Genomic DNA, 22,066 nt, shown 5'->3' on the forward strand with positions numbered 1-22,066 from the left:
CCGGGTGGGGACCCGGCCGCGTGCCGTCAGGAGGGCAGCAGCTTCCCGAGCAGCCCCCTGACCGTGGACGCCGGCCGGTAGGCCTGGACCAGCCAGGCGTTGCAGACGACCACCCCGCCGGCGAGCAGCGGGACCGCGGCCTGGGTGAACCGCTGCCGTGCCTGCCAGGTGCGGATCTCCGCCGGCGTGCCGGACGAGGGCAGGGTGGCGTCCTTGACGTCGAGGGCGCCGTCGGCGCCCGCCTGCTGCTCGGCCAGCTTCCCGATCTGGGCGCCCGAGTAGGCGGCGAAGGCGGTGGCCCCCGCGCCGGCCACGGTGAGCGCCGCCTTGACCGCGCCCACGCGCCCGTAGCCCTCCTGCAGGGCCAGCCGCCCCTTGTTGGAGTTGGTCAGCTGCAGCCCGGTGACCAGGGTGGCCGCGATCCCGCCCCACTGGGCGGGCGCGAACCGGCCCCAGGCGGAGCTGGCCACCCGCACCTTGTCGATGCCGGTGGTCAGCTCCTGACCGGACTTGTTCACGCCGGCGATCCCCATCACCGAGCCGCCGAACCACAGGGCGGTGCCGAGGTCGTGCACGGCCTGGGCCAGGAAGTGGTTGTCCGTCGTCGTCGAGGTCACGAGTGCTCCCGTCCGGGTGCCGGGGGCACCCGTCGCAGCGGCCGTGGGCCTCCCCGCTGCTGGGGAGGCGGCCGTCCGCTGCCGCTACCCGCACCGCGCGCCCGCCACCCGCGCGGTGTCACGCCGCCCCCGCCGACCCCGGCGCGGTCACTCCGACGCGGTCGCCGTGTCCCCCTGCGACTGCTCGCTGCTGCGCGGCCCGACCCACACCGTCTTGGCGTTCATGAACTCGTACATGCCGAGCTCGGTGAGCTCGCGGCCGTAGCCGCTCTGCTTGACGCCGCCGAAGGGCAGCTCGGGGTAGCTGGTGACCATCCCGTTGACGAAGGCCATGCCGCTCTCGACGTCGCGGACGAAGGTGGCCCGCTCGTCCTCGTCCTCGCTCCACAGGTTCGCGCCCAGGCCGTACGGGTGGCTGTTGGCGATCTCCAGCGCCTCCTCGAGGCTCTGCACCGTCCACAGCGCGGCGACCGGCCCGAACACCTCCTCGTCGAAGAGGTCCATCTCCGGCGTGATGTCCGTCAGCAGGGTCGGCTCGTAGTACCAGCCCGGCCGGTCGGGGCGCGTGCCGCCGACGACGACGGTGGCGCCCTTGTCGACGGCGTCCTGCACGTAGCGCTCGACGTCCTCCCGGCCGGACTCGGTCGCGAGCGGGCCCACCTTCGTCGCGTCGTCCATCGGGTCGCCGACGACGAGCGCGGACAGCTTCTCCGCGAACAGCCGGGTGAACTCCTCGGCGACGTCGGCGTGCACGAAGAACCGCTTGGCGGCGATGCAGCTCTGGCCGTTGTTCTGGCAGCGCGCGGTGACCGCCACCTCGGCGGCGCGGTCGAGGTCGGCCGAGGGCATGACGATGAACGGGTCGGACCCGCCGAGCTCGAGCACCGTCTTCTTGAGCACGTCGCCGGCGATGGCGGCCACCGACTGCCCGGCCGGCGCGCTGCCGGTGAGCGTGGCGGCGGCGACGCGGTCGTCGCGCAGCACCCGCTCGATGGTCGAGGAGCCGATGAGCAGGGTCTGGAAGACGTCGGCCGGGAAGCCCGCCCTGCGGAACAGCTCCTCCATGTAGAGCGCGGTCTGCGGCACGTTGCTGGCGTGCTTGAGCAGGCCGACGTTGCCGGCCATGAGCGCCGGGGCGGCGAAGCGCATCGCCTGCCAGAGCGGGAAGTTCCACGGCATGATCGCCAGCACGACGCCGATCGGCTGGTGCACGACGAACGCCCGCTCCGCGCCGACGGCGCCCGCGTCGGCGGGCCTCGGCTCGAGCATCGCGGGGCCGTGCTCGGCGTAGTACCGCAGCGCCTTGACGCACTTGCCCGTCTCGGCCTTGGCCGCGGCCAGCGTCTTGCCCATCTCGGTGACCATGAGCTCGGCGATGGCGTCGGTGTCGGCCTCGAGGACGTCGGCGGCGGCGCGCAGCCAGCCCACCCGCTGCTCCGGGGTGGTCAGCCGGTAGGAGCGGTAGGCGGCCGCGGCCCGCCCGAGCTTCTCCTCGAGGGCCTCCTCCGACAGCGGCTCGTACGTCTTCACCGTCTCGCCGGTGGCCGGGTTGATCGTCGCGATGGCCATGTCGGCTCCCTCCCGTCGTCGGCGCGCGCGGGCTGCGCGCCTCTCCGGGAGGAGGCCCTACCCGGACCCGCCGTGCTCACGCTCAGCCGAGCGGCAGCCCCGCCAGGCCCGCCGCCAGCCCCAGGAGGGCGCAGACGCCGAGGGTGCGCAGCACCGACCACTTCACCCGGAACAGCAGGACCGCGGCGACGAGGGCGACTCCCAGCGGCACCCAGCGCAGCGTCCCCGGGTCGGGCAGCTCCAGCGCGAGCGGCCCGGCGGTCACGGTCTCCGAGAACAGCGTGTGGACGGCGAAGTACAGGCACAGGTTCGCGATGACCCCGACGACGGCGGCGGTGATCCCGGTCAGCGCCGCCGACAGCGACCGGTTGCCGCGCAGCCGCTCCATGTAGGGGGCGCCGAGCAGCACGAACAGGAAGCTCGGCACGAACGTCACCCAGGTGACCAGCAGCGAGGCGAGGACCGCCGCCACCCACGGGTCGAGCGCGCCGGGGGCGCGGTACGCGCCGAGGAACGCGACGAACTGCACGACCATGATCAGCGGGCCGGGCGTCGTCTCGGCCAGCGCGAGGCCGCGGACCATCTCCCGCGGCTGCAGCCAGCCGTAGACGTCGACGGCCTGCTGGGCGACGTAGGCCAGCACCGCGTAGGCGCCGCCGAAGGTGACCACCGCCGCGCCGGAGAAGAACAGCCCCTGCTCGGTGAGGACGCTCCCCGTCCCGGTGAGCAGCGCGACCGCCGCGACCGGCAGCCCCCACACGACCAGGCCGGCGACCAGCACCCGCAGCGTGCGGCGGGTCGTGGGCGCCTCGTGGTGCAGCACGTCGTCGGAGATCACCGGCGGCGGGCCGGCGTCGGGCCCGTCGCCCGCCTTCTGCGGCAGCGCCGCGGGCCGCCACCGGCCCAGGGCCCAGCCGGCGACGCCGGCGAGGGCGACGACGAGCGGGAACGGCACGCCGAACAGGGCGAGCGCGAGGAAGGCGGCCACGGCGATCGCGACCAGCGCGCGGCTGTCCAGCGCCTTCTTCGCGACCCGGATGACGGCCTGCACGACGATGGCGAGCACGGCCGCCGCCAGCCCGGTGAACAGGGCCGTGATGGCCGTGGTGTCGCCGAAGGCGACGTAGACCGCGGAGAGCACCAGCAGCGCGACGACGCCGGGGAGCACGAACAGGCCGCCGGCGACCAGCCCGCCGCGGGTGCCGTGCAGCAGCCAGCCGACGTAGGTGGCCAGCTGCTGGGCCTCCGGGCCGGGCAGCAGGGTGCAGTAGTTCAGCGCGTGGAGGAACCGGCGCTGGCCGATCCACCGCTTCTCGTCGACCAGCGTCCGCTGCATGACCGCGATCTGGCCGGCCGGGCCGCCGAAGGTCTGCAGCGAGATGAGGAACCAGGCACGGACGGCGGTGCGGAACGGGACGCCGCGCTGCTCTGAGGCGGCGGCGGCGGCGGGCACGGGCCCGGCGGCGGGCACGGGGTCGGTGGCGGGGTGGGTCGCGGGGTCGGTCACACGGGTCTCCGTCGGGGTCAGGCCGGTTCGCGGCCGAGCAGCAGGCGGCGGCGGATGAACTCGTAGAGGCCGTCGAGGAGCGGGCCGGACACCGCGAGCGTGCGCTCGTCGTCGCCGGTCATCGACAGGCCGCGCATCAGGACGTCGAGGCCGGGCGCCTCGGGGGCGTCGAAGCGGCCGTCGTCGAGGTCGGCCTCGTGCACGATCTCGCCGATCCGCTCGAGCACGGGGTCGTCGAGGCCGTGGACGCGCAGGATCGTCTCGAACGAGCAGTCGCCGCCGACGTGACCGAGCGCGACGCCGCGCATGTCGAAGGGCGTGGCGTCGGCGGGGACGTCGGCCGGGTCGGTCACGAAGACGAACTCGGCGTCCGGGTCGAGGAAGCGGCGGATGAGCCAGGCGCAGGCGGCCCGGTCGACGTGGATGCCCGCGCGCGTCGCCCACCTCACGACCGGCTCCCCCGCCCGGCCGCCGCCGGCTCGCCGGCTGCCTCGGCCAGCGCGCGCAGCGCCGCCGCGGCGGCCTCCCGCTCGGGCGGCGGGAAGAAGTCACGCCGGCCGACGGCCCGCCACTCGGTCCGCAACCGGCGCAGCGCGCGGGCCCGCTCGGCGGCCGGGGCGGTGCGCGCGGCGGCGCACTCCCCGGTCAGCGCCCGGTACTCCTCCGCCCGCGCCGCGGCCATCCCGGCCGCGAGCTCCCGCTCCTGCGCCGCGGTGCCGGGCCGCGCCGTCCAGATGCCGGCGGTGCCGCCGGCGGCGAGGACGTCGTCGGCCAGCCACTCGAGCGACTCGCGGGTGCGCGCGTCGGCGGGCAGGGCCACGACGCCGTCGCCGAGCTGGGCGACGCCGAGGCGGCGCAGCCGGCGCCACAGCGTCGTCCGGGGCCCCGACGGCTCCCGCGGGAGGCGGTAGGCGAGCAGCACCCACTCCCCCACGGCCGCCATGCGGCGATGCAACCACGGTTGCACCGACCGTGTCCACCCGTGCCGGACCCGCCGATGACTCCGCGGCGCCGGAGCGGTCGGTACCGCATGACCCTCGTCATCGGCGACATCACCGTCTCCCTCGACGGCCTCGTGACCGGCCCCGACGGCGTCGAGGCGATCCACGCCTGGGCGCTCAAGAGCACCGACCCGGTCGACCGGGGGGTGCTGCGCCGGCACGCCGCGGCCTCGGGCGCGGTGGTCATGGGCCGGCGCACCTTCGACGACGTCGAGCAGGGGTGGACCGACGGGATGGGCTACGGCGCCGCCGAGGACGCCCGGCCGCCGTTCTTCGTCGTCACCACCGACCCCCCGGCGGCCCACCGGCTGCAGGACAGCCACTCCTTCACGTTCGTGACCGGCGGCCCGGCGACGGCGGTCGAGCGGGCCCGCGCGGCCGCCGCCGACCGCGACGTGTTCGTCATGGGCGGCGGCACGCTCGTCGGCTCGTGCCTGCGCGACGGGCTGCTCGACGAGCTCCGCCTGCACGTGGCGGCCGAGGTGCTCGGCGCGGGGACGCCGCTGTTCGCCGGCGTCGGCCGGCACCGGCTCACCCGCACAGCCGTCGAGGTCTCCCCGGTGTGCACCCACCTCACCTACCGGGTGGACCGCTGAGCCTCACGCGGGACGGCGCGAGCGGAAGTCGCCGCGGCCGGTGTCGCGGCGCCAGTCGTCGAACGACTCGCCGGTGACCTCCTCCAGCAGCGCGATGTCGGCCAGCAGCGGCGCGAGCACCGCGCGGCGCACCTCCACCGGCATCGGCGGGCGCGGCGCCCGGCCGGCGTGCAACGCGGCCAGCAGCGGCCGGGAGGCCTGCCGCCACACCCGCGGCGGCGCGTACGCGCCCAGCGCCGCGCCGGCCCGCGCCAGCCGGGACAGCACCCGGTGGCGCGCGGTGTCGGCGACGTACGGCTTCACGTTCTCCGGCGGCACGGCGTGCGCCACGCCGCGCTCGACGCCCAGGTGGTCGCTGACCCGGTCCAGGGTCTCGTCGGGGCTGTCGACGAGCTGCCGGTAGCGCAGCACCAGCACCTGCTCGCGGGGCAGCACGGTGTAGAGGTCGCGCAGCTGCTCGCCGTAGCGGCCGAGGCCCCGGTAGTGCCAGAACGGCGCCCACCCGGCCGCCACCCGCCGCTCCTCCAGCTCGACCGCCCGCGCGAAGTCGGCCTCGGGCTCCAGGCCGTCGGCGCGCAGGTGCACCCAGTTCGACCACGCCCGGTCCACCGGGTCGCGCACGACCGCCACGACCCGGACGCCCGGCACGTCCGCGGCCAGCCGGCGCTGCGCGGCCCGGTCGTGCAGGTAGAACGGCGTGCTCTCGCCGCGCACCGTGCCGGCGGGCGCGCCGTCGAACAGCGCCAGGTACTCCTCCCGCCGCCAGATCCACTCCCGGGCGCTGTGCGCGTCCCCGGGCCCGCGCTGGCGCCCACGCGGCGGCGGGCGGCCATCGGTCAGGTAGTACTTCGGCTCCTTGACCGGGGACAGGTACAGCCCCGGGTGCGTGGCCAGGGCGGCGTGCAGCGCCGTCGTCCCGGCCTTCGGCGCGCCGGCGATGACGAACTGCGGCAGCCGGTCGGCGTCTGTGCTCATCGGTCCCCTCCCTGCCCGCGGCGGACCGCGGTGTACACACGGGGAGGCCTGCCCCCTCCCCCGAACGGAGCCGCCGCGTGACCGCGTCCGCGCCCCGCCCGCCCGCACCGGGCCCCTTCTGGTCGGACGCGGCCGTCGTCGTCGAGCCGGAGGACCCGCGCCCCGGCTCGTGGGCCGGCGGCCCGTCCGCGCAGCTCGTCGACGGCACCTGGTGGCTGGCGTACCGGCTGCGCCGCCCGGTCGGTGAGGGGCGCGGCTTCGGCAACGTGGTGGCCCGCTCCGACGACGGGGTGCACTTCGCACCGGTGGTCGCCGTCGGCAAGGACCGCTTCGGCGCCGAGTCGCTGGAGCGCCCCGCGCTCGTGCACACCCCCGACGGCCGCTGGCGGCTCTACGTCAGCTGCGCGACGCCCGGCACCAAGCACTGGCGGGTCGACCTGCTCGAGGCCGCCACCGTCGAGGAGCTGGCCACGGCCGAGGCCCGCACCGTGCTCCCCGGCAGCGCCACCGAGGCGCCCAAGGACCCGGTCGTGCGCTGGGACGGCACGCAGTGGCACCTGTGGGCATCGGTGCACCCGCTCGACGACCCCGACGCCACCGACCGCATGACCACCGAGCACGCCACGAGCCCCGACGGCGTCACCTGGACCTGGCGGGGCACCGCGCTCGCCGGCACGCCCGGCACCTGGGACGCCCGCGGCACCCGGTTCAGCACGGTGGTCCTCGACGGCTCGCGCACCTGGGCGCTCTACGACGGCCGGGCCACCGCGGAGGAGAACTGGGAGGAGCGCACCGGCCTCGCCGTGCACGACGGCGAGCTCGGCTTCCGCGCGGCCGGGGACGGGCCGTACCTGGCCAGCCCGCACGCGCCGCACGGGCTGCGGTACGCCGACGTCGTCGCGGTGCCCGGCGGCGCCCGCTGGTTCTACGAGGCCACCCGGCCCGACGGCGCGCACGAGCTGCGCACGGTACTGCTGCCCGCCTGAGCCGGCGCCGGGGTCCGCTCGCACGCGGCAATCCCTACCAGACCGGTCGACTTGACACACATTGCGGATCCGGGGTCGGATGGACCCGTGGCACCCGCCCTGACGCTCACCCGCCGGTCCGCCGTGGACCTGCTGCGGGTGGCCAGCGCGCTGTGTCCGGCCGCCTGAGCGCCCGACGCACCCGCCACTCCCTCGCGCCGCCCTCCGACGGGCCCGGCGCGCCCTGCTCAGGAGACCTCCCGTGACCGCTCTGCTGCCCTCCGCCGCCCGCACCGCCTCGCTCGCGGCATCCCGCACGGCCGCCCTCACCACCGCCCGCACCACCTCGGCCGCCGCCGTCGCCGCCGCGCTGCTGGCCGCCGCCGACGCCTGGCTGCCCCGCGTCGAGTACCGGCCGTCCAGCCGCTGGACCGGGCTGCTCCCGACCGACGAGGCCGCCGCCCTCGTGGACCCGTCCCTGCACGACGACCTCGCCGCCGCCCAGGTGTGGCTGCTCAGCTGGCTGCCCGGCCAGGGCACGCCGCTGCACGACCACGGCGGGTCGGCCGGGGCGTTCGCCGTCGTCGGCGGGGTGCTCACCGAGGAGGTCGTCGGCGGGCCGGTCGGCGCCGTCCGGGAGGCCGCCACGGAGCTGTGGGCCGGGCGGGTGCGCCCGTTCGGCCCCCACCACGTGCACCGGGTGACCAACCGGGGGACGCTGCCCGCCGTGAGCGTGCACGCCTACACCCCCCGCCTGTCCTCGATGAGCACCTACGCGCTCGAGGGAGGTGTGCTGCTGCGCACCGGCACCGAGCGCGCCGGCGTCGACTGGTGAGCGGCACCCGCCCGCCGGGCGCCAGGAGCGTCGACCAGCTGCTCGAGGAGGCCCGCTCGCGGATCACCCGGGTGACGCCCGCGGAGGCGGCCGAGCGGGTCGCCGCGGGCGCGGTGCTGGTCGACATCCGGCCGCAGTCGCAGCGGGAGGCCGAGGGCGAGGTGCCCGGGGCCCTCGTCGTCGAGCGCAACCACCTGGAGTGGCGGTTCGACCCGGAGAGCGACGCACGGGTGCCGCAGGCCACCGGCTACGACGTCGACGTCGTCGTGCTGTGCCAGGAGGGCTACACCTCCAGCCTCGCCGCCGACGCGCTGCGCACGCTGGGCCTGTCCCGGGCCAGCGACGTCATCGGCGGGCACCGCGCCTGGGTGGCCGACGGGCTGCCCACCACCGGCGGGTCCGCCGGCTGAGCCCGGTCCGGGGACGGCGGCGCGTTGACGGAGCCGTCGTCGTCCCCGGACCGTCCCGCGGGACACGGCGCCGGCGTCCCCGCCCGTGCCACGCGGGTCAGCCCGGGGCGCCGCCCGCCACGCCGGAGAGGACGGCGTAGGTCCGCCGGGCCATGAGCCCGGCGCCGAGGTCGCGCACCGCCCGCGCGCGGGCCCGGGCGCCGAGGTCGGCCCGCCGCGCCGGGTCGGCGAGCAGCCCGCCGATCGCGCCGGCCAGCGCCGCGGCGTCGTCCACCGGCACCACGACGACGTCCTCCCCCGCCACCCGCCGGACCTCCCCGACGTCGGTGCTGACGCACGGCAGCCCCTCGGCCATCGCCTCGACGAGCACCAGCGGCCCGGCCTCCACACGCGAGGAGACGACGAACAGGTCGAGGTCCGCGAGGAAGGCGCGCGGGTCGTCGACCCAGCCGGGGAAGGCGACCGGCAGTCCGGCGGCGGCCGCCCGCAGCGCCTCGCCGTCGCGCCCGGCGCCGCCGATGACCGCCTCGTACGGCACGTCGAGCCGGCGCAGCGCGTCGAGCAGCACGTCGAAGCCCTTCTGCGCGGTCAGCCGCCCGAAGGCCCCGATCCGCGGCACGGCCCGTCCGGCCGGGCCCGCCGGGTCCGCGGGCAGGTCGGCGCCGTTGGGGACCACGTGCGCCCGAGCGGGGTCGACCCCGAGGTCGCCGACGAGCTGGTCGCGGCCCTCCGTCGACGGGCTGATCACGCCCGCCATCCGCCGGTAGAGGTCGCGTAGCGCCGCCCGCTCCTCCCCGGCGCGCGTGTCGCCGACCAGGTGCAGCACGCCGACGGTGGGCGCCACGTCCTGCGCGGCGGCGACGGCGGCGGCGTTGGAGGCGGGGTCGACGAGGTTGACCACCACGACGTCGGGGCGCTGCGCGGCCAGCGCGTCCCGCACGGCCGGGGCGTCGCCGGCGTGCCGGCTCAGCGGGACGACGGCGCGCTCGACGGGGAAGGCGGCGAACCCGCCGGCCACCGGCTCGGAGGCGACCAGGGCCGCCGTCGCGCCGTGCTCCCCCGCCCGGCGCAGGTGGTGGGCCAGCCACACCTCCGCGCCGCCCCACCCGCTGGAGTCGGCGACGAACGAGACCCTCACGAGGCGGCCAGCTCGCGCGCCGCGCCGGCCACCGCGGCGGGCGTCACGGTGAGCGCGCAGCGGAACTCGATGGGGCAGGCCAGGTGCGGGCAGGGCGCGCAGGCGACCGTCGGGGTGAGCGCGCGGTGCCGCGGCCCGGGGTGCGCCCAGCGCACCGGGTCGCCGGGCAGGAAGACGGTGACGCTGCGGGCGCCGACGGCGGCGGCCAGGTGCGCGGAGCCCGTGTCGTTGCCGACGAGGACGGCGCTGTCGCGCAGCAGCGCGGCCAGCCCGCCCAGGCTCGTGGCGCCGGTGAGGTCGACCGCGGGCGCGCGCATGGCGGCGACCACGCGGGCGGAGATCTCCCGCTCGCCGGGCACCCCGGTGACGACGACGGCCAGCCCGTCGGCGGCCAGCGCGTCGCCGACGGCGGCGTAGCGGTCGACCGGCCAGCGGCGGGTGGGCGCGGAGGCGCCGGGGTGCAGGACGGCGTAGCGGCCGGGCTCGAGGCCGTGCGCGGCGAGGGTGGCGGCGTGCTCGGCCTCGTCGTCGGCGGTGAGCGGGAAGCCCATCACCGCCTCCCCGCCGGGCGGCAGCCCGAGGTGCTCGAGCAGCGCGACGTGCCGCTGCGCCTCGTGCAGGTGCAGCGGGTAGCGCAGGTGCAGCGCCTCGCTCCCGGCCGGCGGGTCCCACCCGGTGGGCGCGAACCCGCCGGTGAGCCGGGCGCCGAGCGCGGCGGTGACCCGGTTGGCGGACGGGCGGTCGCCGTAGGCCTGCAGCGCGAGGTCGAACCCGCGTTCCCGGGCGGCCGCGGTGAACGGCGCCCAGCCGGCCTCGTCGACCGGCCCGTCGGGGATCCCGGGCGCCCCGGGGAAGGCCAGCAGGTCGTCGACGGTGCCGCCGAGCCGCTGCACCACCGGCGCCATCCGGCCGAAGGTCACCAGCGTCACCTCGACGTCGGGGCGGGCGGCGCGCAGCCGGCGCAGCGCCGGCACGGTGCAGAGCAGGTCGCCCAGGCCCACCCGCAGCCGGACCAGCGCGAGGCGGCGGACGGCGGGGTCGGCGAGCGGGGCGGTCACCCGCGCCCCCTTCCCGTGTGTGCCGTGCCCTAACCCGTGGTGCACTACCAGTCCCCCACGAGACGGAGGTCCCCTGCGTGTCCCGCCCTGCCGCCGGTCCCCCGCACGTGCTGCGCCTGTGCAGCGTCTTCGAACCACCGGCCGCCCGGGCCGCGACGGCACCCGGGGCCCTGCCCGGCGAGCTCGACGCCCGGGCCGCGCGGTTCGACCCCATCGGCGGCATGCAGAACCACACCGCCACGCTCACCCGCTGCCTCGACGCCCGCGGGCTGCGCCAGACCGTGGTGACCTCCCGGCTCGCCGGGCCGCGCGGGGTGACGCCGCTGGGCGACGGCGCCCGCGTGCACCGCACCGGCCTGCGGCTGACCCGGCTGCGCCAGCTGTGGGCGCTGTCGGGCCTGCGCACCGTGCTGCGGGCGGGCCGCCGGGCGCCGGTCGACGTCGTGCACGCCCACCAGGGCGAGGACCTCGCCTCGCTCCCGCTGGCCCGGCTGGCCGCCCGGGTGCACGGCGTGCCGCTGGTGGTGACCCTGCACTGCAGCGTCGGGCACACGCTCACCGGCCGGGGTCCCCGCGTGCGGCTGCTGCGGGCGGTGGGCGGCTGGATCGAGCGCAGCACGCTGCGGCGCGCCGACGCCGTCGTCGTGCTCACCGGGCGTACGGCGGCGGCGGTCCTCCAGGACGGCGTGGCGGCGGACCGGCTGTCCACCATCCCCTCGGGCTTCGACCCGGCGCTGTTCACCGGCGACGGCGGCGACGTCTTCCCCGGCACGCCGCGGCCGCGGATCGGCTACGTCGGGCGCCTCGCGCCGCAGAAGGACCCCGCCACGCTGGTGCGCGCCTTCGGGCGGATGCGGGAGGAGGCGTCGCTGGTCGTCGTCGGCGACGGGCCCGACCGGGCGCTGGTGCACCGACTGGCCGCCGAGAGCCCCGCGGCCGGGCGGATCACGCTGGCCGGCTTCGTCGAGCACGCCCGGGTGCCCGCGGTGCTCGCCTCCCTCGACCTGCTGGTGCTGCCCTCGGCCTACGAGGAGATGGGCTCGGTGCTCACCGAGGCGATGGCGGCCGGCCTGCCGGTGGTGGCCAGCGACGTCGGCGGCATCCCCGAGGTGGTCCGGCACGGGCAGACCGGCCTGCTGGTGACGCCGGGCGACCCCGACGCCCTCGCCGCGGCGCTGGACCGGGTGGTCGCCGAGCCGGCCCTGCGCACGCGCCTGGCGGCCGGCGCCCGGGCCCGGTCCGCCGAGTACGGCTGGCCGGCGCTGGCCGCGCGGGTGGCCGCCGTCTACGACCGCACGCTGGGCGTGGCGCCCGACCTCGAGCCCGCTGCGTGACCCCGCGGGTCGCTGCGTGACCCCGCGGGTCGCGGTGCTCGTGCCGGTGCACGAGCAGGCCGCGTACCTGCCCCGGGCGCTGGAGTCGCTGCTCGCGCAGGAGGTGACCGGCTGGGAGGCGGTCGTCGTCGACGACGGGTCGCGCGAGCCGGTGACGGTCCCCGCCGACCCGCGGCTGCGGCTGGTGCGCACCGGGGACAACCGGGGGCTCGGCGCCGCGCTCAACCGGGCGCTCGACGAGACCACGGCGCCGGTGGTCGCCTACCTCCCGGCCGACGACGTCTGGTCGCCGGACCACCTCGCCGCCCTGCTCGGCGCCCTGTCCGACCCCGCCGTGGTGCTCGCCCGCGCCGAGCTCGGCGAGCCGGCCGGCACCCCGTACGCGCAGCTCGTGCAGGTCGCGCACCGGCGCACCGGCGACCGCTGGACCGAGCGCGCCGAGCTGGAGACCGACGACCTCGACCGGCTGATGTGGTCGCGGGTGGCCGCGCGCGGCGCCACGGCCGGCACCGGCCGGGTCACCTGCGACTGGACCCGGCACCCCGGGCAGCGGTCGCGGGCGATCCGGGCGTCGTCCGACGGCGGCCTCAACGTCTTCCGCAGCCGCTACCGGGTGCCGCACCCGCTGCGGTTCGCCTCCACCGACGGCACCGACGTCGACGAGGTCGCCCGCTACGCGCGGTTCCGCGAGCGCCCGTACGAGCCGGCCGCCGACGGGCTGTCGGTGCTGCTCGCGGGCGAGCTCGCGTTCAACCCCGAGCGGGTGCTGGCGCTCGCCGAGCGGGGCCACCGGCTCTCCGGGCTCTGGACCGCCGACGGGCTCGGTGACTCGACCGTCGGCCCGCTGCCGTTCGGGCACGTCGCCGACCTCGACCGCGACCGCTGGGCGGACGCCGTCCGGGAGCTCGACCCCGACGTCGTGTGGGCGCAGCTCAACTGGCGGGCGGTGCCGCTGGCGCACCGGCTGCGGGCGGCGTTCCCCTCCCTTCCGTTCGTGTGGACGTTCAAGGAGGCGCCCCAGCGCAGCCTCGTCCGCGGCGAGTGGCCGCTGCTGGCCGACCTGGTGTGCGGCGCGGACGCGGTGCTGCTGGCCACCGAGGAGGAGCGCGACTGGTTCGCCCTCGCGCTGGCCGGCCGGGTCGACCCCGCGCGGCTCGGCGTCCTCGACGGCGACCTGCCCAAGCGCGACTGGCTGGACGCGCCGCCCTCACCCCGGCTGTCGGACGCCGACGGGCAGCCGCACACCGCCGTCGCCGGCCGCCCCTCCGGCCTCGACCTCGACTGGGTGCTGGCGCTGGCCGACCGCGGCGTGCACGTGCACCTCTACGGGCAGGTGCGCGCGCCCGGCGCGACCGGCTCGTGGACCGGCTGGCTCGACGAGGCGCTGGCCCGCGCCCCCGGCTTCGTGCACGTGCACCCGGCCGTGGGGCCGGAGGACTGGGTGCGCGAGCTGTCCCGCCACGACGCCGGCTGGCTGCACCGCTTCGACTCGGCCAACGGCGGCGACCTGCGGCGGGCGAGCTGGGACGACCTCAACTCCCCCGCCCGGCTGCCGGTGTACCTGGCCGCGGGGCTGCCGCTGCTGCAGCAGGCCAACCCCGGCTCGACGGTGTCGGTGGAGCGGGTGCTGCGGGAGGACGGGACGGGCCTGTTCTACCGCGACGCCGACGACGTGGCGGCTGCGCTGCACGAGGAGGTGGCCGGCCGGGCCGGGCACCGCGCGGCGCTGGCGGCCCGGGAGCGGCACGTCTTCGACGCCCACGCCGACCGCCTCGTCTACCTCTTCCGCTCCCTCCTCTGAGCCCGCGTGAGTCCGCCTCCCGCGCGCAGGCGGCGCCGAGGACGGGCCTTTGTAGCGCTATTGGTCCCCCATGAGTTCGCCTCCCGCGCGCAGGCGGCGGCGGGGGCGGGCCTTTGTAGCGCTATTGGCCCCCGGGGGTCCGCCTCCCGCGCGCAGGCGGCGCCGAGGGCGGGCCTGTGTAGCGCTGTTGGCTGCCCCGGGACTGTCGGACCCCGCTCCTAGCGTGCGGGCATGGCCGAGCTGCGGTGGGCGGTGACCGACGGACCCGACGGGACGGCGGCGGTCGCGCTGCCCGACGACGCGGCGGCGTCGCGGCTGCTCGCCGAGCAGGCGCCCGGCGGGTTCTGGTGCGCGCGGGAGGCCGGCGGCTGCGGCGGGCGGCTCGCGGTCGACGCCGACGGCGCCCGGCCCGCCTTCGTGCACACGGGCGGCACCCGCTGCGCGCTCGTCCGGCGGGAGGGCGCGGCCGAGCGCGGCTACGAGCCGCTGCGCTACCGGCGCCCGCTCGTCGCCTGGCTCGCCGGCCAGGGCCTCGACCCGTGGGTGTCCACCCTGCCCGGGCGCACCGGCCTGCACGTGGCGCTGCCCGGCGCGGTGCTGGAGGTGCAGCTCGCGCCGGTGTCCGACCTGGCGTGGCGGGCGCGCGACGACCGGCTGCACCGGGAGGCCCGCTCGGTCACCTGGCTCCACGGCCCCGGCGCCGAGCTCGCCGCTGCCACCGAGGCCGGCGTGCGCGGCGCGGCCCTCGTCCTGCGCCGGCAGAACCGGGGGCTGCTGATCGGCGTCCGGGACGCGGGGGGCGGCGTCCGCTGGGTCCGGGCGTCCGCCTGCCGGGTGGGCCCCGACGGCGTCGAGGCGCCCGGGCTGGCCGAGGCGCGCGCCGCGCACGGGCGGCGGGCGGCGGCGCGGGAGGACGCGGCGCGCCGGGCGGCCCGGCAGGCCGCGCGCTGGTCGTCGCGCACCGGCGCGGTGCCGTGGGACGTGCGCACCGGCACGCTGCCGTTCCCGGCCGCGGGCTAGGAGGGGACGCCGGTCCGGTCGTCGGCGCCGGCCGGGGACGACGGCCCGGGCGGCTGGGGCCCCGGCTCCGGCCGAGGCCCCGGATCCGCTGACCCGGCGGCCCGGCCGCGCCCCGGCAGGTGCACGTGCGGCAGGTGGACGCGCGGCAGGTGCAGCGCGGGCACGTGCGGGTGCGGCAGACGCGCCACGAGCCCGGCCGGCAGGTGCACGTGCGGGAGGGGGAGGTGCGGCCGCCCGTCCGGCCCCGCGTCCCCGTGTTCCTGCCAGTGCGCGAGCGTCGTCATCCACCCGTGCCGGATGGCCCGCTGGTGCGCCTGGACAGCGGCCTGCGGTGCCCGGTGGTCCCGTTCCCACCTCGCCGTGTTGCTGCGTGCCATGGCGGTTACCGCCCCGGTCACGACGACGAAACCGACGACGCTGACGACGACCCAGACCATGGCGGCCTCCCCTGGCCACCCCGCGCAGCCCGGTGCCCCGGCGTCCGCGGAGGTGTCCGGAGGATCCCGCCGATCCCGTTCCGCCACAAGTCGGTTCAGAACCGCAGCACCGCCTGCAGCGGCGGGGCCGGCAGCCGCCGTCCGGCGAGGTCGGCGAGCAGCGCCGGCCCCTCGTCGAACGGGACGACGTCGGTGACCAGGTGCCGCCGGACGTCGTCGCCGCGCTCGCGCAGCAGGTCGAGGGTGACGGCGGCGAGCGCGGCCCGCGGCCACGCCGGCGCCATCCCGCGCGGCACCCGGCTGATCTGCGCGCACACCACCGACAGGCCGTCGTGGTGGAACTCCTCGCCGAGGCGCACCGCGCCGGCCCCGCCCTGGTAGAAGCCGAGGTCGACCACCACGCCCTGCGGGCGCAGCGCCTTGAGTCCGGTCGCGAGGGCCGTGTCGTGGCCGCGGCACTGCAGCACCAGGTCGGCGCCGGCGTCGCCCGGGCCGTGCCGCCACCGCTGCTTGACCTCCGTCCACGCGTCGCCGTCGACGGTGGCCAGCCCCAGCGCCTCGGCGACCGCGCGCCGCTGCGGGGAGGGCTCGGCGACGACGACGTCGGCCGCCCCGTGCCGCACCGCCAGCAGCGCCGAGAGCAGGCCGATGACGCCCGCGCCGGTGACGAGCACGCAGCGGCCGCGGACGCCGTCGCCCACGCCCCCGCCGGGCCCGGCGAGCTGCGCGGTGGCGTGCAGCAGCCCGTTGACGCAGATCGGGCCCATCTGGGCGAGGTAGACGCCGAGCAGCGGGTCGAGGTCGCCGGGCACCGGGATCACCGGGACGGCGGACGGGTCGGCGCAACGTCCGGTCCGGTGCCCGTAGGCCATGGCCACCCGGGTGCCCTCCGCCAGGTCGGGCGTCCGGCTCTCCGTGACCACGCCGACCTCCATGTAGCCCAGCCGCAGCACCGGGTAGCCGGCCACCGGCCCGGCGCCGAACGCGCGCAGGTCGGGGTCCCAGCCGACGGCGTGCTGCGGGTCGGTGCCGCGCACCAGCGCCACCTCGGTGCCGGCGCTGACCCCGCTGTACTCGGTGCGCACCCACGCCTGTCCGGGCCCGGGGTCGGGTTCCTCGGTCTCCAGGACCGCCGGCTCCTCGGGGGCCACGACACCGATCGTGCGCACGGTCCTCACGCTGCGCACCGTGCCGTCGGCACCCGCGCCCCGCAATCCGGGGCCCGCGCGGAGATCTCTCCCGGCAGGATGTCGAGAACGCGGGCGCGGCTCCGTCCCCGGGGTGTCCGCGACCGAGACGGTCGCCCGATCCGAGGAGGACCCCATGGCCAAGTACCTGCTGCTCAAGCACTACCGCGGCGCGCCGGCGGCGGTGAACGACGTCCCGATGGACCGGTGGACGCCGGAGGAGATCTCGGCGCACATGCAGTACATGGACGACTTCGCGGCGAAGCTGCGCGGGACCGGGGAGTTCGTCGACGCCCAGGCCCTGGCGCCGGAGGGCCTCTGGATCCGGTCCGACGGCGAGGGCCGCCCGCCGGTCACCGACGGCCCGTTCGCCGAGACGAAGGACCTGATCGCCGGCTGGATGCTCATCGACGTCGACGGCCGCGAGCGCGCGGTCGAGCTGGCCGGAGAGCTGTCGGCGGCGCCCGGGAAGAACGGCGAGCCGATCCACGAGTGGCTCGAGGTCCGGCCCCTGTACGGCGAGCCGCCCCTCGTCACCGAGTGAGCGCGCCCCTGGACGACGCCCTGGACGACGCCGTGGACGACGCCGTGGACGACGCCGTGGACGACGCCCTGGACGACGCCCTGGACGACGCCGTGGACGAGGCCCTCGTGCGGGGCCTCGTCCCGGGGGTGATCGGCGTCCTCGTCCGCCGCGGGGCCGACTTCGCGGCGGCCGAGGACGCCGTCCAGGACGCGCTGCTGGAGGCGCTGCGGACCTGGCCGGCCGACCCGCCGCGGGACCCGCGCGGCTGGCTGGTCACCGTGGCCTGGCGCCGGTTCCTCGACGCCACCCGCGCCGACGTCGCCCGGCGCCGGCGGGAGGACCGCGTGGACGAGGAGCCGGAGCCGGGCCCGGTGCCGGCCGCCGACGACACGCTGCAGCTGTACTTCCTGTGCGCCCACCCGTCGCTGACGCCGTCGTCGGCGGTGGCCCTCACGCTCCGCGCGGTCGGCGGGCTCACCACCCGCCAGATCGCCCGCGCCTACCTCGTCCCCGAGGCGACGATGGCGCAGCGGATCAGCCGCGCCAAGCGCACCGTCGCCGGCGTCCGGCTCGACCGGCCCGGCGACGTCGGCACCGTGCTGCGCGTCCTCTACCTCGTCTTCAACGAGGGCTACTCGGGCGACGTCGACCTGGTCGCCGAGGCGATCCGGCTCACCCGGCAGCTCGCCGCCGCCGTCGACGACCCCGAGGTGGCCGGCCTGCTGGCGCTCATGCTGCTGCACGCCGCCCGGCGCGCCGCCCGGACCGCCCCCGACGGCCGCCTGGTGCCGCTGGCCGAGCAGGACCGCGGCCGCTGGGACACCGCGGCGATCACCGAGGGCGTCGCGGTGCTGCAGGCGGCCCTCGGCCGCGACCGGCTGGGCGAGTACCAGGCGCAGGCCGCGATCGCCGCCCTGCACGCCGACGCCCGGTCGGCGGAGGAGACCGACTGGGTGCAGGTCGTCGAGTGGTACGACGAGCTGCTCCGGCTCACCGGCAGCCCGGTGGTGCGGCTCAACCGGGCGGTGGCCGTCGGGGAGGCCGACGGCCCGCGCGCGGGGCTCGCGGCGCTGGCGGGGCTCGACCCCGCCCTCCCGCGGTACACCGCCGCGGCCGCCCACCTGCACGAGCGCGACGGCGACCTGGCGGCGGCGGCGCGCCTCTACGCGCAGGCCGCCCGCAAGGCGACCGACACCGCCGAGCGCGACCACCTCGTGCGGCAGGCCGCCCGGCTGAACACCCTCCTCCGGCACTGACGGGTTCAGGTCGCGCACGACCGGGTAGGGCGCGACGGGTCGAGGAGCGGCCCGCCTCGGTCCCGAGGAGAGGAGAACCCATGACCTGGATCTGGATCGTCGTCGCCGTGGTCGCCATCGCCGCGGTCTACGGCGTGTGGATCGGCAACACCGTCCGGTGGACGAAGCGGAACGGGAACCTCGCCCGCCGCAGCCCGGGGATCTTCGGGCGCAGCGACGAGGTCGACGAGTTCAACCGCACGCGGCGCTGACCGCCCCGGGGCGGGTTCCCGCGGCGGCGGTCGTGGAGCACGGCGGGTGGCGCCGTCCGGCGCACCGGGCCGACGGTGCCCTGGCGTCCGGCGCGTGGACCCCTCCGCGTCGGACGTGACCGGGGCCGCCACCTGGCGTGACCCGGTGTGGCTCGACCCCGCGCTGGCGTGGGCGCGCGGGCGCCTCGCCGTGGCCGGGCGCATCGTCGTCGGCCCGCCCGAGCAGGTGCACGTGCGCGCCTGGTCGACGGCGGTCCGCATCCCACCGACGGCGGTGTCGTCTGGCTGACGTCGGTCGGCGCGGGGTCGGCGCAGGAGCCGCCGCTGGCCGCGGCGCTCGGCCGGTGGGCGCCCGACCGTGTGCTGGTCCCGCTGGCCGTCGACGCCGGCCGCCGGCTGCTGCTCCTGCCCGACGGCGGGACGACGCTGCGGGCGAGCGGCCACGGCGGCGACGCCGCGGCGTGGGAGGCGCTGCTCGCCGACCACGCCCGTCTGCAGGTGGAGGTCGCGGCGCGCGCGGACGAGATGGTGGCGCTCGGCGTGCCCGACCTGCGCCCGGAGCGACTGCCGGACCTCGCCGCCGGTCTGCTGGCCGACGACGACGCGCTGCTCACCGGCACCCCCGACGGCCTCGACCCCGCCCTGCGCGAGCGGCTGCGCGGCTCGACGGGCGCGTACGCCGAGCTGTGCCGGGCGCTGGTCGCCGGGCCGGTGCCGGCGTCGGTGCAGCACGACGACCTGCACGACGGCAACGTCTTCGTCACCGGCGACGGGTTCCGCTTCTTCGACTGGGGCGACGCCTCGGTCGCCCATCGCTTCCTCACCCTGCTCGTGCCGCTGCGCGGAGCCGCCGCCGCGCTCGCCGTGCCGCCCGGCTCCCCGGTGCTGCTGCGGCTGCGCGACGCCTACCTGGAGCCGTGGCGGGAGTTCGCCGGGACGGCGGTGCTCCGCGAGCTGGCCGGCCTGGCGCTGCGGGTGGCCCCGCTCGCGCGGGCTCTCACCTGGCACCGCATCCTGCGCGCCGTGCACCCGGACGACCGCGCGCGGTGGCAGGCGAGCGTGCCCGGCTGGGTGGCGGAGTCCGCCGCCCCGGGCCCGCTGGACGGCGCCGTTCCGGCCTGAGCCGGCCCGCGGCCGGCGGATCGCCTGACAGCGTGCACAGGAGTGCAGCCCGGGGCCTCCGGGCTGCACGTCCGCGCACGCTGTCGGTCGCGTCCCCGGACGGCGGCCGGGTTGACCGGGGACGCCGCGGGTAGCCCGGCTGCGCCGGGCCCGACGGTCCCGGCGACCCGAGCACTGCGAGGACCCATGACCCAGAGCACGCCACCCACCGGCGCGTCCACCGCCGACCTCCTGCAGTCGCTGACCGAGGACCTGACCACCCTGGTGCGCGACGAGCTGCAGCAGGCCCGCGCCGAGCTGACCGACCGGGCCCGCCGCGCGGGGCGGGCCGGCGCGATGCTCGGCGGCGCGGCCGGCCTCGGCGTCCTGGCGGTCGGGAGCTCCAGCGCGCTGCTGGTCCGGCTGCTCGAGCGCCGGCTGTCGCCTCCCGCCGCGGCCGCCGTGGCGACCGTCCTCTACGGCGGCGGCGCCGCCGCGCTGGCGGCCACCGCGCGCGAGGAGCTGCGCCGGGTCGGGTCGCTGCTGCCGCGGCGCACGGCGGCGAGCGTCCGCGAGGACGTCCGGGCCGCCACGCCCGGCGCCGGCCCGACGCCGCCGGCCCGCTGACCGTGGACGTCGTCGACACTCCGGCTCCCGAGTCGCAGACGCTCACGCTCGCCCAGTACGACCTGGTGCACTTCGCGCTCATGGCGGCGGGCTTCAGCCTGTTCGCCTACCTCCTCTACAACGCGGCCAGCAGGAACGAGGTCGGGCGCCGCTACCGGCCGGCGATCCACGCGGGGATGTGCCTGGCCGCGGTCGCGACGGTCAGCTACCTCGTGCTGTTCCTCAAGTGGGACAGCGGTTTCACGCTCACCGACGGCGTGTACGTCCCGAACCAGGAGGCGCGGTTCACCGGCTCCACGCGCTATCCCGACTGGGCGGTCACCGTCCCGCTGCTCACCGTCGAGCTGCTCGCCGTCTGCTCGCTCACCGGTGCCCGGGCCCGGAACCTGCGGGCGAGCACCATGGCCGCCGCGTTCCTCATGATCGCCACCGGCTACGTCGGCGCCCAGCTGGTCGCCGACGGGCGCGACCGCACCGCGCTCGTGGTGTGGGGGCTGCTCAGCACCGCCTTCTTCGGCTACCTCTACGTCGCGCTGATCGGCGCGGTCCGGGCATCGCTGCCGCGCATGGGCCGGGAGGCGGCCGTCAGCCTGCGCAACGCCACGATCGTGCTGCTGGGCAGCTTCGGCGTGTACCCGCTGGTGTACGCGATCCCGGTCCTCGCCGACGTGACGCCCGCCTGGTCGGTGACGATGCAGGTCGCCTACAGCGCCGCCGACGTCGTCGCCAAGGTCGGCTTCGGCCTGCTGGTGCACAAGGTGGCGCTGCTGCGCACCGCCGAGGACGTCCGGGCCGGCGAGGACACCCACCCCGAGCCGGTGTGGGTGAGCACCGTGCACGAGAGCGACGGCGTGCTGCCCCGCCTGGCCGGTGACCACCACCACGACGAGCACGGGGACCACGGGCACGAGCACGGCGCCACCCGGGCGGCGCCCTCTTCCCCGTGACGCCGTACCGCGTCGCCACCGCCGTCTCGCTGGCCGCGGCGGGCGCCGTCGTCGCCGTCGAGGTCGCCGTCGGCTGGGGCGACCTCGACGGCCTGCTGCTGGTGGCCGGGCTGCTGCTCGGGATCCCGCACGGTGCCGCCGACCACGTCGTCGCCGCGCGGCGGACCGGCCGCCCGGTCCTGGTCGCGCTCGGCTACGCGGTGCTCGCCGTGGCCGCGTGGCTCGCCTTCCGCGCCGCGCCCGGCCCGGCCCTGCTCGTGTTCGTGCTCCTGTCGGTCTGGCACTTCGGCACCGGGGAGACCGCCGTCGCCGACCTGCGCGCCGGGCGGCCGGTGCAGCGCCGGGCGACGGCGGCCGTCGTCCTCGGCGCCCTGGTGCTGCTCGTCCCGCTGGCGCGCGGCGCGCAGGACGCGGCGCCGGTGCTGGCCGCGCTGGTCCCCGGCTCCGGCGGGACCGTGCCGGAGGCCGTCGTCACCGCCGTCCTCGTGACCGTGGTCCCCGCGGCGGGCGCGCTGCTGGTGGAGCGGCTGCTGGCGGCGGCGTGGCTGGAGGCCGCGGAGGTCGCCGTCCTGCTGCTGCTCGTGCTGGTCGCGCCGCCGCTCGCCGCGTTCGGGGTGTGGTTCGGCACCTGGCACGCCGTGCGGCACGCCGCCCGGCTGGTCGCCGGCGACGAGGAGCACCCGGGGCTGCCGCCGCGCCGGCTCGCCGCCGTCGCCGCCCTGCCCGCGGCGGCCGCGCTCGCCCTCCTCGCGGTGCTGTGGATCGCCACGGACGGCCCGCACGGGCTGCTGGTGGCCGCCGTGCCGCTGCTGGCGGCGCTCACCGTCCCCCACGCGCTGGTGGTCGCCCGGCTCGACCGCGCCCGGGGCCCCCGGCCGGCCGGGACGCCGCGGCCGGTGCGCTGAGCC

25 protein-coding genes are annotated in these 22,066 nt (G+C 77.8%); 16 read left to right on the forward strand and 9 right to left on the reverse strand.

Features of this window, described 5'->3' with window-relative positions; translation table 11 throughout:
- Positions 1-26: 26 nt before the first annotated feature.
- The 5 genes from WA616_RS03045 to WA616_RS03065 form a co-directional block, all read right to left on the reverse strand.
- On the reverse strand, positions 27-617 hold the full coding sequence (locus WA616_RS03045) for a hypothetical protein (protein ID WP_336027196.1): 591 nt from the start codon (positions 615-617) through the stop codon (positions 27-29).
- 147 nt (positions 618-764) lie between these two features.
- Positions 765-2,186 (reverse strand): NADP-dependent succinic semialdehyde dehydrogenase, encoded by a 1,422-nt coding sequence (locus tag WA616_RS03050; protein WP_336027198.1) that lies wholly within the window; start codon positions 2,184-2,186, stop codon positions 765-767.
- A gap of 82 nt (positions 2,187-2,268) precedes the next feature.
- Complete coding sequence (gene chrA / locus WA616_RS03055; protein ID WP_336027199.1) at positions 2,269-3,693, reverse strand: chromate efflux transporter; 1,425 nt, start codon at positions 3,691-3,693, stop codon at positions 2,269-2,271.
- Positions 3,694-3,710: 17 nt separating this feature from the next.
- Positions 3,711-4,142, reverse strand: coding sequence for a chromate resistance protein ChrB domain-containing protein (locus tag WA616_RS03060; protein ID WP_336027200.1), 432 nt, complete (start codon positions 4,140-4,142; stop codon positions 3,711-3,713).
- Positions 4,139-4,636 (reverse strand): Chromate resistance protein ChrB, encoded by a 498-nt coding sequence (locus WA616_RS03065; protein WP_336027203.1) that lies wholly within the window; start codon positions 4,634-4,636, stop codon positions 4,139-4,141. The genes WA616_RS03060 and WA616_RS03065 overlap by 4 nt, the downstream gene beginning before the upstream one ends.
- Positions 4,637-4,723: 87 nt before the next feature.
- On the opposite strand from WA616_RS03065, the gene WA616_RS03070 reads away from it, so the two are divergent.
- A complete protein-coding gene (locus tag WA616_RS03070) occupies positions 4,724-5,290 on the forward strand; it encodes a dihydrofolate reductase family protein (protein ID WP_336027205.1) in 567 nt (188 codons plus the stop codon).
- Between the two features lie 3 nt (positions 5,291-5,293).
- Here WA616_RS03070 and WA616_RS03075 read toward each other — a convergent pair whose 3' ends face one another.
- Positions 5,294-6,265: a sulfotransferase gene (locus WA616_RS03075; protein WP_336027206.1), complete on the reverse strand. Its 972-nt coding sequence runs from the start codon at positions 6,263-6,265 to the stop codon at positions 5,294-5,296.
- A gap of 77 nt (positions 6,266-6,342) precedes the next feature.
- On the opposite strand from WA616_RS03075, the gene WA616_RS03080 reads away from it, so the two are divergent.
- The 4 genes from WA616_RS03080 (at position 6,343) to WA616_RS03090 (ending at position 8,475) form a co-directional block, all read left to right on the forward strand.
- Positions 6,343-7,251 (forward strand): hypothetical protein, encoded by a 909-nt coding sequence (locus tag WA616_RS03080; protein WP_336027208.1) that lies wholly within the window; start codon positions 6,343-6,345, stop codon positions 7,249-7,251.
- Positions 7,252-7,338: 87 nt separating this feature from the next.
- Complete coding sequence (locus WA616_RS24440) at positions 7,339-7,419, forward strand: putative leader peptide (protein ID WP_425283680.1); 81 nt, start codon at positions 7,339-7,341, stop codon at positions 7,417-7,419.
- A gap of 73 nt (positions 7,420-7,492) precedes the next feature.
- Entirely contained in the window at positions 7,493-8,065 is a 573-nt protein-coding gene (locus WA616_RS03085) for a cysteine dioxygenase (protein WP_336027210.1), read from the forward strand.
- Entirely contained in the window at positions 8,062-8,475 is a 414-nt protein-coding gene (locus tag WA616_RS03090) for a rhodanese-like domain-containing protein (protein ID WP_336027212.1), read from the forward strand. Before WA616_RS03085 ends, WA616_RS03090 begins: the two co-directional genes overlap by 4 nt.
- A 97-nt stretch (positions 8,476-8,572) precedes the next feature.
- Here the strand turns inward: WA616_RS03090 and WA616_RS03095 are convergent, their stop codons facing one another.
- Both WA616_RS03095 and WA616_RS03100 read right to left on the reverse strand, forming a co-directional pair.
- Positions 8,573-9,613: a glycosyltransferase gene (locus WA616_RS03095; RefSeq protein WP_336027214.1), complete on the reverse strand. Its 1,041-nt coding sequence runs from the start codon at positions 9,611-9,613 to the stop codon at positions 8,573-8,575.
- Entirely contained in the window at positions 9,610-10,671 is a 1,062-nt protein-coding gene (locus tag WA616_RS03100) for a glycosyltransferase family 9 protein (RefSeq protein ID WP_336027216.1), read from the reverse strand. Before WA616_RS03100 ends, WA616_RS03095 begins: the two co-directional genes overlap by 4 nt.
- A 77-nt stretch (positions 10,672-10,748) precedes the next feature.
- On the opposite strand from WA616_RS03100, the gene WA616_RS03105 reads away from it, so the two are divergent.
- The 3 genes from WA616_RS03105 to WA616_RS03115 all read left to right on the forward strand — a co-directional run bounded on the left by WA616_RS03105 (position 10,749) and on the right by WA616_RS03115 (position 14,826).
- On the forward strand, positions 10,749-12,005 hold the full coding sequence (locus tag WA616_RS03105; RefSeq protein ID WP_336027218.1) for a glycosyltransferase: 1,257 nt from the start codon (positions 10,749-10,751) through the stop codon (positions 12,003-12,005).
- A gap of 16 nt (positions 12,006-12,021) precedes the next feature.
- Complete coding sequence (locus tag WA616_RS03110) at positions 12,022-13,806, forward strand: glycosyltransferase (RefSeq protein ID WP_336027220.1); 1,785 nt, start codon at positions 12,022-12,024, stop codon at positions 13,804-13,806.
- A gap of 231 nt (positions 13,807-14,037) precedes the next feature.
- Complete coding sequence (locus WA616_RS03115) at positions 14,038-14,826, forward strand: hypothetical protein (RefSeq protein ID WP_336027222.1); 789 nt, start codon at positions 14,038-14,040, stop codon at positions 14,824-14,826.
- Positions 14,827-15,358: 532 nt separating this feature from the next.
- Here the strand turns inward: WA616_RS03115 and WA616_RS03120 are convergent.
- A complete protein-coding gene (locus WA616_RS03120) occupies positions 15,359-16,432 on the reverse strand; it encodes a zinc-binding dehydrogenase (protein ID WP_336027225.1) in 1,074 nt (357 codons plus the stop codon).
- 154 nt (positions 16,433-16,586) lie between these two features.
- Between WA616_RS03120 and WA616_RS03125 the strand changes: the two genes are divergently transcribed.
- From WA616_RS03125 to WA616_RS03160, 8 genes are all read left to right on the forward strand, one after another.
- Complete coding sequence (locus WA616_RS03125; protein ID WP_336027227.1) at positions 16,587-16,994, forward strand: YciI family protein; 408 nt, start codon at positions 16,587-16,589, stop codon at positions 16,992-16,994.
- Complete coding sequence (locus WA616_RS03130) at positions 16,991-18,232, forward strand: RNA polymerase sigma factor (protein ID WP_336027230.1); 1,242 nt, start codon at positions 16,991-16,993, stop codon at positions 18,230-18,232. The genes WA616_RS03125 and WA616_RS03130 overlap by 4 nt, the downstream gene beginning before the upstream one ends.
- Before the next feature lie 80 nt (positions 18,233-18,312).
- Complete coding sequence (locus WA616_RS03135; protein ID WP_336027231.1) at positions 18,313-18,483, forward strand: hypothetical protein; 171 nt, start codon at positions 18,313-18,315, stop codon at positions 18,481-18,483.
- A 94-nt stretch (positions 18,484-18,577) separates the two neighbouring features.
- Positions 18,578-18,772: a hypothetical protein gene (locus tag WA616_RS03140; RefSeq protein ID WP_336027233.1), complete on the forward strand. Its 195-nt coding sequence runs from the start codon at positions 18,578-18,580 to the stop codon at positions 18,770-18,772.
- 71 nt (positions 18,773-18,843) lie between these two features.
- Positions 18,844-19,605 (forward strand): phosphotransferase, encoded by a 762-nt coding sequence (locus WA616_RS03145; protein WP_336027234.1) that lies wholly within the window; start codon positions 18,844-18,846, stop codon positions 19,603-19,605.
- Positions 19,606-19,791: 186 nt separating this feature from the next.
- Positions 19,792-20,211 (forward strand): phage holin family protein, encoded by a 420-nt coding sequence (locus tag WA616_RS03150; RefSeq protein ID WP_336027235.1) that lies wholly within the window; start codon positions 19,792-19,794, stop codon positions 20,209-20,211.
- A gap of 2 nt (positions 20,212-20,213) precedes the next feature.
- Positions 20,214-21,158 carry a bacteriorhodopsin gene (locus WA616_RS03155; RefSeq protein ID WP_336027237.1) on the forward strand — a complete coding sequence of 315 codons (945 nt, stop codon included), beginning with the start codon at positions 20,214-20,216 and terminating at the stop codon, positions 21,156-21,158.
- A complete protein-coding gene (locus tag WA616_RS03160) occupies positions 21,155-22,063 on the forward strand; it encodes a beta-carotene 15,15'-dioxygenase, Brp/Blh family (RefSeq protein ID WP_336027238.1) in 909 nt (302 codons plus the stop codon). Before WA616_RS03155 ends, WA616_RS03160 begins: the two co-directional genes overlap by 4 nt.
- The last annotated feature ends 3 nt before the right edge of the window (positions 22,064-22,066 follow it).

Source organism: Geodermatophilus sp. FMUSA9-8, assembly GCF_037034165.1.
Classification (GTDB): Bacteria; Actinomycetota; Actinomycetes; order Mycobacteriales; family Geodermatophilaceae; genus Geodermatophilus; species Geodermatophilus nigrescens.

Coding starts and splice junctions, on each gene's coding strand:
- WA616_RS03050 (WP_336027198.1), bottom strand. CDS start 2,186: ATGGCCATCGCGACGATCAACCCGGCCACCGGCGAGACGGTGAAGACG.
- WA616_RS03065 (WP_336027203.1), bottom strand. CDS start 4,636: ATGGCGGCCGTGGGGGAGTGGGTGCTGCTCGCCTACCGCCTCCCGCGG.
- WA616_RS03070 (WP_336027205.1), top strand. CDS start 4,724: ATGACCCTCGTCATCGGCGACATCACCGTCTCCCTCGACGGCCTCGTG.
- WA616_RS03075 (WP_336027206.1), bottom strand. CDS start 6,265: ATGAGCACAGACGCCGACCGGCTGCCGCAGTTCGTCATCGCCGGCGCG.
- WA616_RS03115 (WP_336027222.1), top strand. CDS start 14,038: ATGGCCGAGCTGCGGTGGGCGGTGACCGACGGACCCGACGGGACGGCG.
- WA616_RS03125 (WP_336027227.1), top strand. CDS start 16,587: ATGGCCAAGTACCTGCTGCTCAAGCACTACCGCGGCGCGCCGGCGGCG.
- WA616_RS03135 (WP_336027231.1), top strand. CDS start 18,313: ATGACCTGGATCTGGATCGTCGTCGCCGTGGTCGCCATCGCCGCGGTC.
- WA616_RS03150 (WP_336027235.1), top strand. CDS start 19,792: ATGACCCAGAGCACGCCACCCACCGGCGCGTCCACCGCCGACCTCCTG.